General features: G+C 36.9%; 14 protein-coding genes. 5 read left to right on the forward strand and 9 right to left on the reverse strand.

Annotation, left to right across the window (positions count from 1 at the left end):
• Nucleotides 1–137 precede the first annotated feature (137 nt).
• Nucleotides 138–851: a hypothetical protein gene (locus BC008_RS11655; RefSeq protein WP_058183558.1), complete on the forward strand. Its 714-nt coding sequence runs from the start codon at nucleotides 138–140 to the stop codon at nucleotides 849–851.
• 136 nt (nucleotides 852–987) lie between these two features.
• Here the strand turns inward: BC008_RS11655 and BC008_RS49435 are convergent, their stop codons facing one another.
• Nucleotides 988–1,140 (reverse strand): hypothetical protein, encoded by a 153-nt coding sequence (locus BC008_RS49435; protein ID WP_161938108.1) that lies wholly within the window; start codon nucleotides 1,138–1,140, stop codon nucleotides 988–990.
• Between the two features lie 305 nt (nucleotides 1,141–1,445).
• Between BC008_RS49435 and BC008_RS11660 the strand changes: the two genes are divergently transcribed.
• Nucleotides 1,446–1,916, forward strand: a complete 471-nt coding sequence (locus BC008_RS11660) for a nucleoside 2-deoxyribosyltransferase (protein WP_027846410.1) — start codon at nucleotides 1,446–1,448, stop codon at nucleotides 1,914–1,916.
• Between the two features lie 77 nt (nucleotides 1,917–1,993).
• On the opposite strand, the gene BC008_RS11665 is transcribed toward BC008_RS11660, so the two are convergent.
• Nucleotides 1,994–2,797, reverse strand: coding sequence for a LuxR C-terminal-related transcriptional regulator (locus BC008_RS11665; protein ID WP_027846411.1), 804 nt, complete (start codon nucleotides 2,795–2,797; stop codon nucleotides 1,994–1,996).
• A 105-nt stretch (nucleotides 2,798–2,902) separates the two neighbouring features.
• Here BC008_RS11665 and BC008_RS11670 point away from each other — a divergent pair, with 105 nt between their 5' ends.
• On the forward strand, nucleotides 2,903–3,556 hold the full coding sequence (locus BC008_RS11670; protein ID WP_027846412.1) for a DUF3386 domain-containing protein: 654 nt from the start codon (nucleotides 2,903–2,905) through the stop codon (nucleotides 3,554–3,556).
• A gap of 213 nt (nucleotides 3,557–3,769) precedes the next feature.
• Here BC008_RS11670 and BC008_RS11675 read toward each other — a convergent pair whose 3' ends face one another.
• From BC008_RS11675 to BC008_RS11690, 4 genes are all read right to left on the reverse strand, one after another.
• Entirely contained in the window at nucleotides 3,770–4,090 is a 321-nt protein-coding gene (locus BC008_RS11675) for a hypothetical protein (RefSeq protein ID WP_027846413.1), read from the reverse strand.
• 283 nt (nucleotides 4,091–4,373) lie between these two features.
• The gene (locus BC008_RS11680) at nucleotides 4,374–5,870 is read right to left on the reverse strand and encodes a lipase family alpha/beta hydrolase (RefSeq protein ID WP_036268430.1); all 1,497 of its coding nucleotides are present in this window, start codon (nucleotides 5,868–5,870) and stop codon (nucleotides 4,374–4,376) included.
• Between the two features lie 878 nt (nucleotides 5,871–6,748).
• Entirely contained in the window at nucleotides 6,749–7,390 is a 642-nt protein-coding gene (locus tag BC008_RS11685) for a DUF3318 domain-containing protein (RefSeq protein WP_027846106.1), read from the reverse strand.
• A gap of 79 nt (nucleotides 7,391–7,469) precedes the next feature.
• Nucleotides 7,470–8,027 carry a hypothetical protein gene (locus BC008_RS11690; protein ID WP_027846105.1) on the reverse strand — a complete coding sequence of 186 codons (558 nt, stop codon included), beginning with the start codon at nucleotides 8,025–8,027 and terminating at the stop codon, nucleotides 7,470–7,472.
• A gap of 359 nt (nucleotides 8,028–8,386) precedes the next feature.
• Here BC008_RS11690 and BC008_RS11695 point away from each other — a divergent pair, with 359 nt between their 5' ends.
• Complete coding sequence (locus BC008_RS11695; protein ID WP_036268021.1) at nucleotides 8,387–9,199, forward strand: hypothetical protein; 813 nt, start codon at nucleotides 8,387–8,389, stop codon at nucleotides 9,197–9,199.
• A 101-nt stretch (nucleotides 9,200–9,300) separates the two neighbouring features.
• Here the strand turns inward: BC008_RS11695 and BC008_RS11700 are convergent, their stop codons facing one another.
• The 3 genes from BC008_RS11700 to BC008_RS11710 form a co-directional block, all read right to left on the reverse strand.
• The gene (locus BC008_RS11700; protein WP_027846104.1) at nucleotides 9,301–9,828 is read right to left on the reverse strand and encodes a DUF937 domain-containing protein; all 528 of its coding nucleotides are present in this window, start codon (nucleotides 9,826–9,828) and stop codon (nucleotides 9,301–9,303) included.
• Between the two features lie 546 nt (nucleotides 9,829–10,374).
• On the reverse strand, nucleotides 10,375–11,256 hold the full coding sequence (locus BC008_RS11705; RefSeq protein WP_058183559.1) for a helix-turn-helix domain-containing protein: 882 nt from the start codon (nucleotides 11,254–11,256) through the stop codon (nucleotides 10,375–10,377).
• Between the two features lie 274 nt (nucleotides 11,257–11,530).
• Nucleotides 11,531–12,436 carry a helix-turn-helix domain-containing protein gene (locus BC008_RS11710; protein ID WP_036268018.1) on the reverse strand — a complete coding sequence of 302 codons (906 nt, stop codon included), beginning with the start codon at nucleotides 12,434–12,436 and terminating at the stop codon, nucleotides 11,531–11,533.
• Nucleotides 12,437–12,558: 122 nt separating this feature from the next.
• Here BC008_RS11710 and BC008_RS52455 point away from each other — a divergent pair, with 122 nt between their 5' ends.
• Nucleotides 12,559–13,266, forward strand: coding sequence for a winged helix-turn-helix transcriptional regulator (locus BC008_RS52455; protein ID WP_063800762.1), 708 nt, complete (start codon nucleotides 12,559–12,561; stop codon nucleotides 13,264–13,266).
• Nucleotides 13,267–13,422 lie beyond the last annotated feature (156 nt).

Consider the following 13,422-nt stretch of genomic DNA (forward strand, 5'->3'; position numbering starts at 1 on the left):
AATTCGGGATAAGTCCTCTTCTAATCCTTTTGGTTGGTCATGGATACCTGAGTAACTCCTTACCCCGGAATTTTGAGGGGATACTATTTACCCATTACCAGAAATCCATATAGCAAATTTTTACCCTCATCTCTAATATGCTACAAAAAAAATCACAATCCCAAGGGATAAGACATTTCAATGTCTTAATTTCTTTGTTACGAGACAGACAAAACTTTCTTGAAGAAATTAATCGAGGAGTCAGGCTAAATAGAAAAATTAGTTCTTTACTAGTCTCAAGTTCTATATGTTTTGCAATTTATGGCGTAATTATTGGTTCATCTCATAGTTGGATGCAAGCTCTATCTAGTGCAATTAAATTACCAGCCTTCTACTTACTCACATTAATTATTTGTTTCCCTACTTTATTTTTCTTTAACGTATTATTCGGTTCTCGTAGTAGTTTTCAGCAACATTTCGTAATTTTATTGACTGCTGTATCTGTCATTAGCGTCTTGTTATTCAGCTTTGCACCAATATCTCTATTCTTTCTAATTACTACACCTAATTCCTATCAGTTTTTTAAATTATTAAATGTTCTGATATTTGGTGTTACTGGATTTTTTGGTGTCAGATTTCTTTACGAGGGAATGCAATTACTGTCTCAGCAAGATGAAGTTGGGAAAAAAACTCGTACTGCAATCCTAAGACTTTGGTTACTTTTGTATGGTTTGGTAGGAATGCAGTTGGGCTGGTTCCTCAGACCATTTTTTGGTTCACCCGATGATAAATTTGAGTTATTTCGACAAGTACAAGGTAACTTTTATCTTGATATAGTAGGAGCTTTATCAGAAATTTTTGGTTTTCGTTAGCTAATACCAGGTTTTGTTAAAAAATATGAGATAGAGGTTTAATTATTTCTCTATCTCATATTTTTTATTGCTTTTCATAGAATTTTCTTGATTGTTCAGAAATAATTGTTGTTTGACAATAAAAACTTATACCAATTCAATAAATTATTGCAACGTCTCTACAAAATCTATCTGTCTCATTATTTTTCCAAATTGGTATTATTATACCAAATCCGATTTTTAAAACCCCTCTATATTCTTTGGGATTTCCCCCCACACTTCCCACACCTCCCACACTTCCCTCTCTCATTCTAAAAAGGGGTAATTAACCCGGACTTAGTATTAGAGGGTATTAAAAAAGAGTTTATTTTATACTGATTATTAATATTTCCCCTTGAACATACCTCAGAGATATCAATTTGAAGTTTTCCTAATTCGAAATTATCAAAAATTACTAAATAAAATAAAAAAATAATTTGAAGTTAAAATTAATATCTATCATGCATATTTGTATCTAAAAATCAAATAAAATTAGCTATACTTAGCTTCCAATTTGTTTCTTAGATAATATCCAAAAAGTGCATCTTAATATCAAAATAATATATCAAAATAATCATGAGCAAAAAAATTTACCTAGCTAATCCTTATGGATTCTCTAAACAACAGAAAGAACTGCTGCTTTCTCCCATAGTCAAAAAGTTGGAATCTTTGGGAGCGGAAGTTTGGGAACCATTTGAGCGAAATAACCAAGTGAACTTCTCAAAATCGGGCTGGGCTTACAATATTGCTCAAGCAGATTTGAATGATGTCAAAAACTGTGATGGTATATTTGCTATCGTTAATGGTACACCTCCTGATGAAGGTGTCATGGTGGAATTAGGTATTGCAATAGCACTCAACAAAGCTGTTTTTCTATTTCGAGATGATTTTCGTAAATGTACAGATAGTGAATATTATCCACTTAATCTTATGCTCTTTGCCGGACTGCCAGAATTCGGCTGGGAAGAATATTATTACACTTCTGTAGAGGATATTGATTCTGAACGCAAAGCTTTGTACAAGTGGCTATGCTCAAATTATCAATAACATTTCCCCTCATATAATACTTATACATAAGCTTGTCGCACTTGAAATTCAAGACATTCGCTACCTAGCTGTCCAGATTATGAAACCTCAGAAAACACTTTTGCGACCATTTCAGTCCGTGCAGAAACACCCAACTTCCTGAACATCCGCTTCAAAGCTTGTTTTACAGAATTTTGGGTGATCCACAACTGTTTGCCAATTTCAGCATTAGTTAATCCCTTAGCTACCAACTCAGCAATTTGTTGTTCTCGTGGAGTAAGAGAATTTGTTAATACTAATTTAGATTTTCTTGACTCAGAAATTTTTGAATCAGAAATTTTTGAATCAGAATTTGTTGATTCTGAATTTGTTGATTCTGAATTTGCCGATCCCGCCCTGATAGTAGCTAGCTTAGCTGACAAATGCAAACACAAAGCACTCAGATCGGCTAAATCGTGAATATCAAAAGCCTTAGCATCATCGCTGCGGGTAAGATTCAACGTTCCCACCACGCGCCCATCAGTAATAATTGGTCCACTCATAACATGGGCGTGGTCATTTCGGCGACAAAATTTTTGCCAGTCCCCTGGTGATAATACTAATTCCTCGTGGGCGGGAGCATGACGTTCAAATACATACTGACCCACAGGATTACCTTTCAAACAAACATCCGGAATTGTCTCAAATTCAATGTTTTTCCGAGAATTATCTTCTTGACAATTATCTTTTTGGAAATCACCTTCCTGGGAATTATCTTCCTGACAATCATCGTCCAGCAGATAAAGACCCCAACTTTGGACATCAAAATGTTTGCCAACTGTATTAATCACAGCTAGTCGTAATTCTTGCTCGTTAGTTGCTTCAGCAATCTCTTGGAAAAGAGAATGTAGACAATTAGCCATAAAAGTGTACCCAGTTGAGGACTATGCTGGTCTCCCAAATACCCCTATCCTAATCATTGTAGGGCTTAAAAGCTAATATAACTATTATTAGAACAGGAGAAAGGCATGACTGCAACACAAGCATCTGCTAGAGATTTAATGCGTTCTGCTTATGAAAATCGTTACACTTGGGATCGTAACTTCCCCGGATATACAGCAGATGTAACCTACAATTATGGTGATAAAACTGTAACAGGCAAAGTTCGCGTTAACGCCAATCTTAAAGCAGAAGCATCTGAAATTGAAGATGAAGAAGCAGACAAAGTAATTGCGAACCAATTGTGGGAAATTGCAATCCACCGTATTCGTCGTGAGTTTGAAGAAAGCCATGGTAACAACACTTTTACTATGGGTGAAACTGACGAAAGTGGTGCAATTGAAATACTTGTAGGTGGTAAATCATCAGGAGATAAATACAAACTTCGGGACAATGAAGTTGTTTTGGTTCACCGTCATATACACGGTGTTGTAGTTACAATCAATACTTTTAGTACCCATGATACAGGTGAGGGATACCTTTCCCACCGTTATGATTCTGTATACCACGATCCCAAAACTGGCGAACAGAAAGGTGGTAAAAACGAATTTGAGGATGAGTATGAAAAAGTAGGTGATTACTTCATCCTTAATCGTCGAGTAATAACAACCGAGACAGAAAATCCATCTTCTACTCAAGAAATTATTTTCTCGAATATTCAGTTATTAGATCCTGCAGCTTAAGCTTAAAAGCTAGGTAAATTACAGAATCATAATTTTCTGAAACAACCATAAAATAACAGAGACGTAGCAGAGCCTATGACTAACGTCACCTTGCGGATCCGTCGACCCCTTCTTGCTCTGCTACGTCTCTCGTATATTTCGAACAGATAGGTTTTCTGTTGCGATATCGCTGTAAAGTCTGATTACTTTAGAATCAAATTACTGTAAAATAAATCACTGTAAAAATTGTTGAATCTGTTCTACTGTTGCACCCTCTAAGAGCAACTTTTGACCTTTTTGACTTACCATTAGTACTTTAACAACCTTCTTGCCTGAATTATTCTCTTTATATTCCACATACCACTTACGAATTTCTTCTCCGATTGCAATATTTTCATCCGCTACACTGATTATCTTTGCAATTGTGGCGCTCACTCCCTCTTTCTTAACTTCTTCCCATACTTGATAATTTCCCGAAACCCCCGGAATTCTTAGTAATTTCTCAGTTGCAGAAACTGCATCTTTACCTGCGATCGCTACCTGAATTTCTGCCATTACTTCACCCGGTAATAATTACAGTTCACATTTTAGATGAGGATATGTTGCTTTTGGATAATTGGTAATTGGTAATGGGTACTGGGTAATTGGTAATTGATAAAAGGATTTCCAATGAAAAAATCTAGCATTCTCTTGGGGTAAATCATTGTACCTAAAAAAATCAATGATAGTATAAATTATTTTTTTGGAAATTCCTTATTACTCATTACTGTGCGCAATACCTATGGTAAGCTACCGCGCTTGCGCTAACATTACTTATTACTCCTTGCTCTTATTAAAATTATTTCCATTGAGAAATATCCAGGTGAATTGCTGCTTGTTGTCCCAATTCTTTTTTTCCATTTCCTGGTAAGGGAATTTCGTTGGTAAATTTATGTTTCGGTTCTGAATCAACCGATCGCCAACCATAACTAGCGGTTTGTTTACCGTCAATCATTTTGGTATCTACCAGTAAACGATCGGACCAAATAGGCATATTTTCTATATGTTCGTTGAATAACCAGTCTTGACGCTTGCTAAAAGAATGAAAGCACATATGTAAAAGGTATCGACAGGTATCATCACCTGTAGCAGACCTATCAGACATGAAAAATGCTGTAAACAGTGGAATATGCTTTTTTTGTAAATCTTCCATTTCGATGTTAATGGGACTATTATGCTCTATTATTTGCTCGTGAATTGCAACTGGAAGACCGCGAATTGAAAACCGCACCTCCATTTGATAAAAGGTATCTTCTCGATTTAATAGCTCTTTATCCACATTAATCAAAGAAATTTTAGCTTTGATGTTACCAAAAAGAAAACGTTGCAGATTTTCAAAACCTGATTCAGAATTAACCATTCCGTAACGTCCACCGTGGGTGCGATAAATATAAGCACGATGGGAACCTTTGACGTAAGCTTTATCAATTTGAACTAGACCATCACTCTGAAGACCTACAAGTCTTTGTGAAATACCAAGACCTAGTTCATAATCTTTTGCGTTAGTACCAATAAGTGAAAAAACTCGATCTACAGGGAACGTTCCCTCAAGACTTTGGGGTTTGAATTCATCAGAATTACTTTGTGCGGGATTATTCAATTGCTTTGCGGGCGTAAAATACTTGAACATCCTTTGAGGATTAAAATCATCGATATTATTCCATTCTAAAAAATTAGTTAATTGTTCGACGAATGCACCTGCGATTTGAGAATTAATTCCACCATGAGGTGTCCCATAAGTAAAAAATTTATCAACATGGTCTTCCGCTTTTTCGTTATTTTCAGGATAAACCTTCTGTATTAAAGAACGACAGATTAAACCCCCCATAGAGTATGCGACAAGATAAACTTTGTTAGCTTTCGTCGCTTGCTTAACATGTGTAATTAGTTTCTTCAAACCATCAGCAATTTGTTCTATTTCCAAACGAACTGGATTGCTGGAACCAAAACTTTCTGATGTGACATCATAGAATCGATAAATCCAAATACTTTTGAGAGGATCTTTTAATTTTTTTACTCGCTCACTGAGGTATTGAGCATCTCTATTTTCAAATTCTCCATCAATAAATTGTTGATAGTCCAATATTGGTCGATACTCATAATCAGTCATTAAACGAATTAATGGGCTTTCAAAGAAAAATTTCTTTGGGATCCCTTGATCGCCAACTCGGATATGAGCTGAACCAGTATTAAATCCATAAAATGGATCGCTAACTCTACTTTCAACATCTTGTTGTGTGCTAGCGTATCCGCAAACATAAATAATTGGTAATTGCTGAGAATGGGAATTTTGCATCAACTTTAAAAGTGTTAATATAAAATCAGTTTTCTGAGGCTTACATCAGCCTTTATAGAAAGAAGGTTTATTTTGAAGACATAGAAGAAACAGGGAACAATAGAATTTGTTAATTTTAGAATCTATTAACCTTGCTTACCTGCTTCTAAAACCCTTCACTATCTACTTAGTCACTGAAGATTAAGTAAGATATCAATTTGAGTTTACCAATGAAAGCCTGTGAAATTTATATATAAATTCTGCATTCTAAGTAAATATTTATAACAATTAAGATTTGTAACTATTAAATATATTTTTTATCGAATTATCTGGGTAAATTTAATATTATTTTTTGTTCCCTGTTCCCTATCTTGCTTGCACGCACCTAGGGTGTTAGTACGCATCCTACGGATGTGAGGGGCACCAGAGGTGTTAGTACGCATCCTACGGATGTTAGCGTTGCTAGCGTAGCGTACCGGATCCGTAGGTAGCGCAGCTATAGGTATTGCGTGACGTAGTCATACAGCAAGAGACGTCCAAACAGCATTTCCACCCCGCAGGGTAGCTACGCCGCCGGATTATAATACTAAGTCCGGGTTAATTGTTAATTACCCCTTTTTAGAATGAGAGAGGGAAGTGTGGGAGGTGTGGGAAGTGTAGGGAGAAATCCTAAAGAATATAAAGGAGTTTTAAAAATCGGATTTGGCATAACTTAATTTGTTGTGGGGTAGTCGCGCCGTTTCCTGTTCCCTTTCAAGCAAAATATAATCTCCCCATAGGTATTTCCGTTGCTTATATGAAGAGAAAGCCATAAAATATCTGCACAAATCAAATGTTAGTCAAGATAACAATTTGTTGATTTGTGCAGTAATATTTTAAGTATGTAGATAAGCTGTTATTTAGTAATCGTCATTCATAGAGCGGGATTTAGACTTTGCTTTATTGGCACTCTTTTTAAGAGCAGACAGTCGCGCTTCATAAGCAGAACGCTGACGCTTACTAGGAGTAATATCAATTAGAGTTTTTAAGGCACTACCCAAGCTTTTATAAGCATTGGGAAGACTGTAACCGAAGCGGGTCGCCAATGATATTGCCTTTTCATCAGCTTCAACTAACTCTTTAAGTCGCTTTTCGCCATTATTTTTTTGATATAGTCGCCAGCCAGACACTCCACACAAAGCTAAAGCTAGCAACAACAATAACCCATCCTGTACCCACAACTCACCTACAGCACCCCCCAAACCAATTGCTAGGGCTGCCATTTCCCAACCATCCTTGGGGATAGTATCATTTTGAATGCGAGCAACTTCATGCCAGAACAGTAGATTGCGCTGATCCATTGCTAAGGTATCCCATTTTACTAGGTCGATTTGAACTTCAACCTGGTCTTTACCTATTTCTTCGCAGCGAATCAGGGGAGGATTTACCTCTGTTGTACCTTCTACTGTTACCCAGCTCTGCAACTCAGGCGGTAGTAAGCCTTTTAACCGCCGGAGTTCGCTCATTTCTGCTTTAGCAGAGGAGGTTACGTAGGATGTCATATTAATCGGAACCTAGAAAACATCAATAAAAGTTAGGGTATCCTAAAAGTGAGTATAACGATTTCCATGATAATCTGCCTTACTCATTAGGGAAACTTCCTCGTCTCTTGCGAGCTTCCATAGCTTTCTCTAAAAGGTCGAGTAATCCCGGAGCTTGTTCTTGAATACTGAGTAACATTCGTTCCCCAAGTTCTACATTCCCCGGATCTTTACCTGTTTTCATTACTTCCTGTAAACGAGGCATAGCTACGCTGTCAACTAATTGAATTAAACCACTCAGACAGCGGTTAAATTGTTTTTCTGTCAGGTTGGCATCTTCTAGAGGAAATTCAATAATTGCACGGATCTCGCCGTCAGATGGGTCGTACTCCCATTGTAACATTTTAGTTTCCCAAGAAATCGCAAGCATTGTTTGCAAGATTGCAGCCTTGTAAGGGTGTTCCGGCAAACCTGATAGTACGTGCGGTGCAAATAACCGAAAGAATCTCCCATCTTCGTCTAATTGGACGACAATGACAAAATCTTCTAAATTTTCAGCTTCTACGCCAGTAACAATACGGTCGTCTTCGTCTTCGATTCGATAATCCCAACCAAGTTTGTCTAGATACGTGGCAATCTGTTGTACATTGGCTGCCATAAAAATCTCAAATAGAAATTACTACGCGGCTTTTACGAAACTAGTTTAACCTGCGACAGGCACAAGGATGGAGTAGAATTGCTACTTATAATGTATTCCTACTCATTATTTCTTTTATTTAGGTAATTAATATCACTGATTTATTAACTTCTTTTTTATCGATTATAGCTTTTGTATCACAGCAGGAATTTGAATCCGTGAATTAACCTCCGCGATCTGAAATTTAGGATTCCTCTATTCTTGTCTCTTAAGTTCTGTGACAAAGCACAAATTACAACAGAAATACTATGAAACGAATATGTAGTTCGTTCCATATCATGATTTCAAATCCACCACAAATCAAATACACCACAAAATAAATGACTAAGGAAAAATATTTACGAAATATCTTATTTAGCCTACTCTTTACAAGTTTATTATCCAGTGGGGCTGGCTTAATTCTCACCAAGTCTGCGATTGCTAACACCCATGGGACAAATCCTTATTTCGGTTCGTCAGATATGGTAAGCGGCGATCAAAGTTTTAGTGTGCGATCTAATTCATTCACAGTTGTAGATAGCACTAAATCGGAAAGCACCCAATTAGAAACGCAGTTTGTCGCTCAGTCACCTCAAACATCCCTCAAGCAATTACAAAAACTACCAAGAAGAATTAGAAGAAAAGTCTTACGGGATGCTTCACAACGTTCTGGAATACCAATAAGAAGATTAAAAATTAAGAATACAACTCGCAAAACATTTGGAAATCCCTGTATGTTCAAATTCGGCGAAATTTGCACTAGAGAATTCAATCCAATCGACGGTTGGAAAATAACTGTACTGGTTCGAGGAGAGTCAGTCCTTTATCACGCAAACCTCGACGGCAGTCAAATTATTGTAGATCCAAATGCGAATTTTGCATCATCTACAAAATTACCTCAAAATCTCGCCACAGCAGTTTTACAGGATGCATCAAAACGTTCGGGGGTACCAGTTAGAAAATTGAAAATCGAGAATGCGACTCGCAAAACCTTTGGAAATCCCTGTATGTTCAAATTCGGCGAAATTTGCACTAAAGAATTCAATCCTATTGATGCTTGGGAAGTGAGCGTACAAATTCAAAAAAGGTCTGTTACTTACCGTATTAGTTTAGATGGCTCTAGACTTGCAGTAGACCCCAGTGCAAATCTGTAGCCTAAAGCATTTTAATAGCCAAAGACGTAGCAATGCTACGTCTCCAGTCATTTTATATCCTTAATACTTATCGATTATTTCATTTAACGCCCATGTAATATCTACCGACCTCCCATATAGCGACTAGCCATTTGCATCATGTCCGCTACATCTACATCGCCATCGCCATCAGCATCCAAAAAACTGTTGAGAACAGGATTGTTACCTTGCTGAGGATTTTGGGAACTAGCACCTGTTTTTAAAAAGTTTAATACCATAGGAACTAAAATCGGCAACATTCCTTGGATCGCACTCATGTCTAAGCCAGTACGTTGAGAAACAGCCCCGACGACTTGTTGTTGCATATGAGGTGAAAATAGCGAAGATACAGCTTGAGGGTCGGGAGAAGTCCCAGCATGTTCGCTAACCAATGATTGCACCGCTTCGTCTCCTTCTACTGAACGTTTTTCTTGCAAGGAGGAACGAACAAAACTACCTATAATAGACATTGCTGACTGCATTGTAGATTGATCTGCACCCGCGTTCCCACTTAACTGTTGTACGGTGTTCATAATATTACCAATTTGCTCCATGCTACCCTGTTTATCAGGATTGCCAACTGCGCTAATGATTTGGTCAAAAAGTCCCATATACTTTATTCTCCGTATTTTATGGTGGCACTAAAACTAAATTTTTACACGTAAACTCTTACTTAGTTCTAGCTGTTAATAATAAATATGGTTTTTCAGAAAAATACTAGTAATCTACCATATTGATTATCAAAACTTATGTGGACCCTACAACTGATCAGAATCGATGAAGAGGACTAATTAATAACTAATCGCGTATCAGCGTAAGTACTGTTCCTCTCTTGATTAAACTCCATGTTTTAACTTATATATATTTTTTAGACTATCGAAACAAAATCAGGTTAATAGCTTTTCTTGGTAATAGTACTTCAAATTTTATCTATGTTGTCAGAGGTTTGCAAAATTCTCAGATAAAACTATGCATTTAGGTGACAATTTTTATTATTTCTATCTTTTCTTGGCGAACAACTTTTCCATAAGACTTTTATTTATACTTTATTACTAAAGAAAGCTTTACAACTTGAGCGTAATATTTAATACTATAATCCCACAATGGTCTTCAATCATCACACCACAACATAGAGAAAATAAAGTTACAATTTGATTTCAAGAAGACTTTCGATAAAATGCAGGTGTTGTACCAGTCAAGCGCCGAAAAGTAGAAGTAAAGTGACTTTGACTGGAAAATCCAATATTGTAACTGATTTCTGCAATTGATATTTGAGTCCGAGATAATAGTTCTTTTGCTTGCTCAATCCTGCGTTCTAGCAAGTATTTATGCGGTGAAGTCCCGATGGCAATCTTAAACTCACGAGTAAATTGATACTGATTCATGTCAACTAGATTTGCTAATTCAGCAAGTGTAATGTCTTGAGACAGATTGTCATTAATGTAGTCGACTGCCTGTTGAAATTTGTACTTTGAGAGTTTATTCGTTTGTTTACGATCGGGTACTTTATTCCGAATGCTGTAGCGTCTCAGCACGTGGGTAGCTAATATATGTCCCACTGACTCCACGTATAAATTTCCTGGTACACCATGTTGAAACTCTCTAAATAATGATAGAGCTAATTGTCGAATTAAAGGATCGGAAACTGACCATTTTGCCTCAATTTCAATTGAACATCCTTGGCATTCTTTAGCAATCTGCTCAAGTAAATTTGGTGTTAATTTAAAGATTATCATTTCCATTTGACTTTCTAGCCAAGCTTCGTGACTTAGATTTGGTGGAATAATGGAAACACTACCTTCCTTGATAAACTGATGTTTTTGTTTGCCATTGCTCGTCTCCCACTTCACATGTAAAGATGAAGCTGTCAAAGGTATACCAATTTTAAGGCTAGGATCGCTTTTACTGGGAAAGTAAGTGGGACCACAGGATAAATAATTAACGCCAATAGCATCTAACTCCAATAACTTTTGACATAACGTAGATGGTGAATCATCAATATTAGGTAGCGAGTGCGGCAATGTGAATTCTAAAGACATTAAATTAACCCTTTTGCTAGGTATTTAACTGTGGATCTATCTAAAATTTAATCTCTACCTATTTGTTTTAGTTCAGTTTAATTATGCGATATGCTCCGCGTCGCCCTTTTGGGCTATCGCGAGAGGATTCTCCACAAACGACGCGTGATAAAAGTACTAAATAATAGTAAACTTATGTAGTACGTTAATACAAATTATATATCGTGTTACATGTTCTAAGCCGATACTCCCAGCTGAAAAATCTCTATCTTTAGAGGTAATCTCCAAGGTTAACTCATCTATTTTTGCGATAAGCTCTTGGCGTTAGACCTGTATTTTTGTTAAAAACTCTAGCAAAATGACTTTGGTTAGAAAAGCCACATTCAGCAGCAACTTCGACTATGGATACTTTTTCTTGTTTGAGTAATTGTTTGGCTTTTTCCATTCGTTGCTGAATCAGATATTGGTGAGGTGTAACACCCATTGATTGCTTAAATAGCCTTAAAAAATAGTATTTGCTCATATCTACCATTGTGGCAATTTCGGTAAGCTTTATTTCTCGATCTATGTGTGAATTTATATATTCAATAACTTGTTTTAATTTGTATTTAGGTAATCCACCTTCATATTCCTGCAACGGTCCCTTGAAAGTAGAATAATTTTTGATCAGATGAATTGAAAGTGATGTTGTTAAAGAATTAACATACAGTTGATTTGCTTGTTTTTGTAATTTCAACTCAGATTTCAGCGCCAATGCAATGCCATGAATTAAAGGATCGGGTTGGAGAAAATGAGGAATCAGTTCGACGCGATCGCAATCTAAAGCTTCATGAGCGATATTTGCAAACTGAAAAGGTGTGAGTAATAGCACGATAAAGTCATAATCTCGCTTGCTAATACAATTACTCTTACTCTCGACATTGGCTGGAATCGTAGCAACCTCTCCATCCATAACTTGGGAAATCTGTCGTTTACCAAGTATGGTGTGTTCCATCCTTAAATCTAATGTGTTTGTACCAACAAAAATAGCATGTTGTTGACAGGATATCTCTGGGTATTCATAAGCAGGTTGTCGATGACATTGAACTTGAATTCCATCCCACCCGAGTTCGTGACTAGTAAGCCAAGGTTGTCGCGGACAAATGTTCAACAAAGACTTCTCTTGGGTTAAATCAAAAGATTGCTGCCGCCTTTTTCCCATGTTACTTATATCCTTCAAACCTACTTTGCAAAGACGCTACAGCTGACGAACATCTGCTAAATTGACTTGAGGTAATTTACCACCGGCGGGCAATAGTTACCAAATAGATACTAATTAGAGTTATGAGTAGTTCAAAGACCAGATATAGCTGTGCAGTAGAAGTGACTCTGGAATTAATTTGTGGTAAATGGAAATGTATAATTCTCTGGTGGTTGAGAAGAGGTGGGAAAAGATTTGGTGAACTTATGTATTTGCTACCAAAAATCACTCAAAAGGTTTTAACTCAACAGTTGCGGGAATTGGAAAAAGATGGGTTGGTTGAGCGAAAAGTTTATAAAGAAAAACCGCGAAGAGTTGAATATTACCTGACTCCTGAAGGTGAAACCCTGGGTCCAATTTTGCAAGCCATGAGTGATTGGGGTAAAGCTAAAAAACCAGAATTTCAATTTTGTTCCGTCGACTTGGAAGGATTGCACGTTTTAGTCCTGACGGATATGGCTGATTTTCGCGATCTACTTCGTCTGGATTTGGGGGTAACAGCAAAAGCCCGATTAACAATCCTATCTGTTACCCCCAGAGTCGAAAATCTCCAGCAAATCCAACCAGATGTTGTGGTTGTAGATTTAGGAGAACAGGATTTGAGTCCGCTGATGCAACAAATTCAATTATTGGAAATAGAATTAGGAAAATCAATCCCTGCGATCGCTCTAATAGAAACTTCAGATCGCAGACGTGCTTTTACTGAAGGATTTAAATTAGTTTTTACTAAACCAGTAGAATCAGTTGAAATTGCTGCAGCGATCGCTTCTCTTGCTGGGAGATATGATTGACAAAATTGCAATACAGCAGTGTGAAGTATGAAATCATGGCAGAATTGTAGGCTGTTGCATCTGTGCTACTTAGGAGGCTCGCAAAAATAACTTCCTAAATTGGTTTGATTGAATAGTTCCATTCACCGTGGAAGTTGTCTTTGTGTAAGTTAAGTT

This window comes from Mastigocoleus testarum BC008 (genome assembly GCF_001456025.1).
GTDB lineage: Bacteria > Cyanobacteriota > Cyanobacteriia > Cyanobacteriales > Nostocaceae > Mastigocoleus > Mastigocoleus testarum.

Excerpts from the sequence above, each read along its gene's own strand:
- BC008_RS11710 (WP_036268018.1), bottom strand. The coding sequence starts at position 12,436 with ATGGGAAAAAGGCGGCAGCAATCTTTTGATTTAACCCAAGAGAAGTCT.
- BC008_RS52455 (WP_063800762.1), top strand. The coding sequence starts at position 12,559 with ATGAGTAGTTCAAAGACCAGATATAGCTGTGCAGTAGAAGTGACTCTG.
- BC008_RS11660 (WP_027846410.1), top strand. The coding sequence starts at position 1,446 with ATGAGCAAAAAAATTTACCTAGCTAATCCTTATGGATTCTCTAAACAA.
- BC008_RS11680 (WP_036268430.1), bottom strand. The coding sequence starts at position 5,870 with ATGCAAAATTCCCATTCTCAGCAATTACCAATTATTTATGTTTGCGGA.
- BC008_RS11675 (WP_027846413.1), bottom strand. The coding sequence starts at position 4,090 with ATGGCAGAAATTCAGGTAGCGATCGCAGGTAAAGATGCAGTTTCTGCA.
- BC008_RS11700 (WP_027846104.1), bottom strand. The coding sequence starts at position 9,828 with ATGGGACTTTTTGACCAAATCATTAGCGCAGTTGGCAATCCTGATAAA.
- BC008_RS11695 (WP_036268021.1), top strand. The coding sequence starts at position 8,387 with ATGACTAAGGAAAAATATTTACGAAATATCTTATTTAGCCTACTCTTT.
- BC008_RS11665 (WP_027846411.1), bottom strand. The coding sequence starts at position 2,797 with ATGGCTAATTGTCTACATTCTCTTTTCCAAGAGATTGCTGAAGCAACT.
- BC008_RS11705 (WP_058183559.1), bottom strand. The coding sequence starts at position 11,256 with ATGTCTTTAGAATTCACATTGCCGCACTCGCTACCTAATATTGATGAT.
- BC008_RS11690 (WP_027846105.1), bottom strand. The coding sequence starts at position 8,027 with ATGGCAGCCAATGTACAACAGATTGCCACGTATCTAGACAAACTTGGT.
- BC008_RS49435 (WP_161938108.1), bottom strand. The coding sequence starts at position 1,140 with ATGAGAGAGGGAAGTGTGGGAGGTGTGGGAAGTGTGGGGGGAAATCCC.
- BC008_RS11670 (WP_027846412.1), top strand. The coding sequence starts at position 2,903 with ATGACTGCAACACAAGCATCTGCTAGAGATTTAATGCGTTCTGCTTAT.
- BC008_RS11685 (WP_027846106.1), bottom strand. The coding sequence starts at position 7,390 with ATGACATCCTACGTAACCTCCTCTGCTAAAGCAGAAATGAGCGAACTC.
- BC008_RS11655 (WP_058183558.1), top strand. The coding sequence starts at position 138 with ATGCTACAAAAAAAATCACAATCCCAAGGGATAAGACATTTCAATGTC.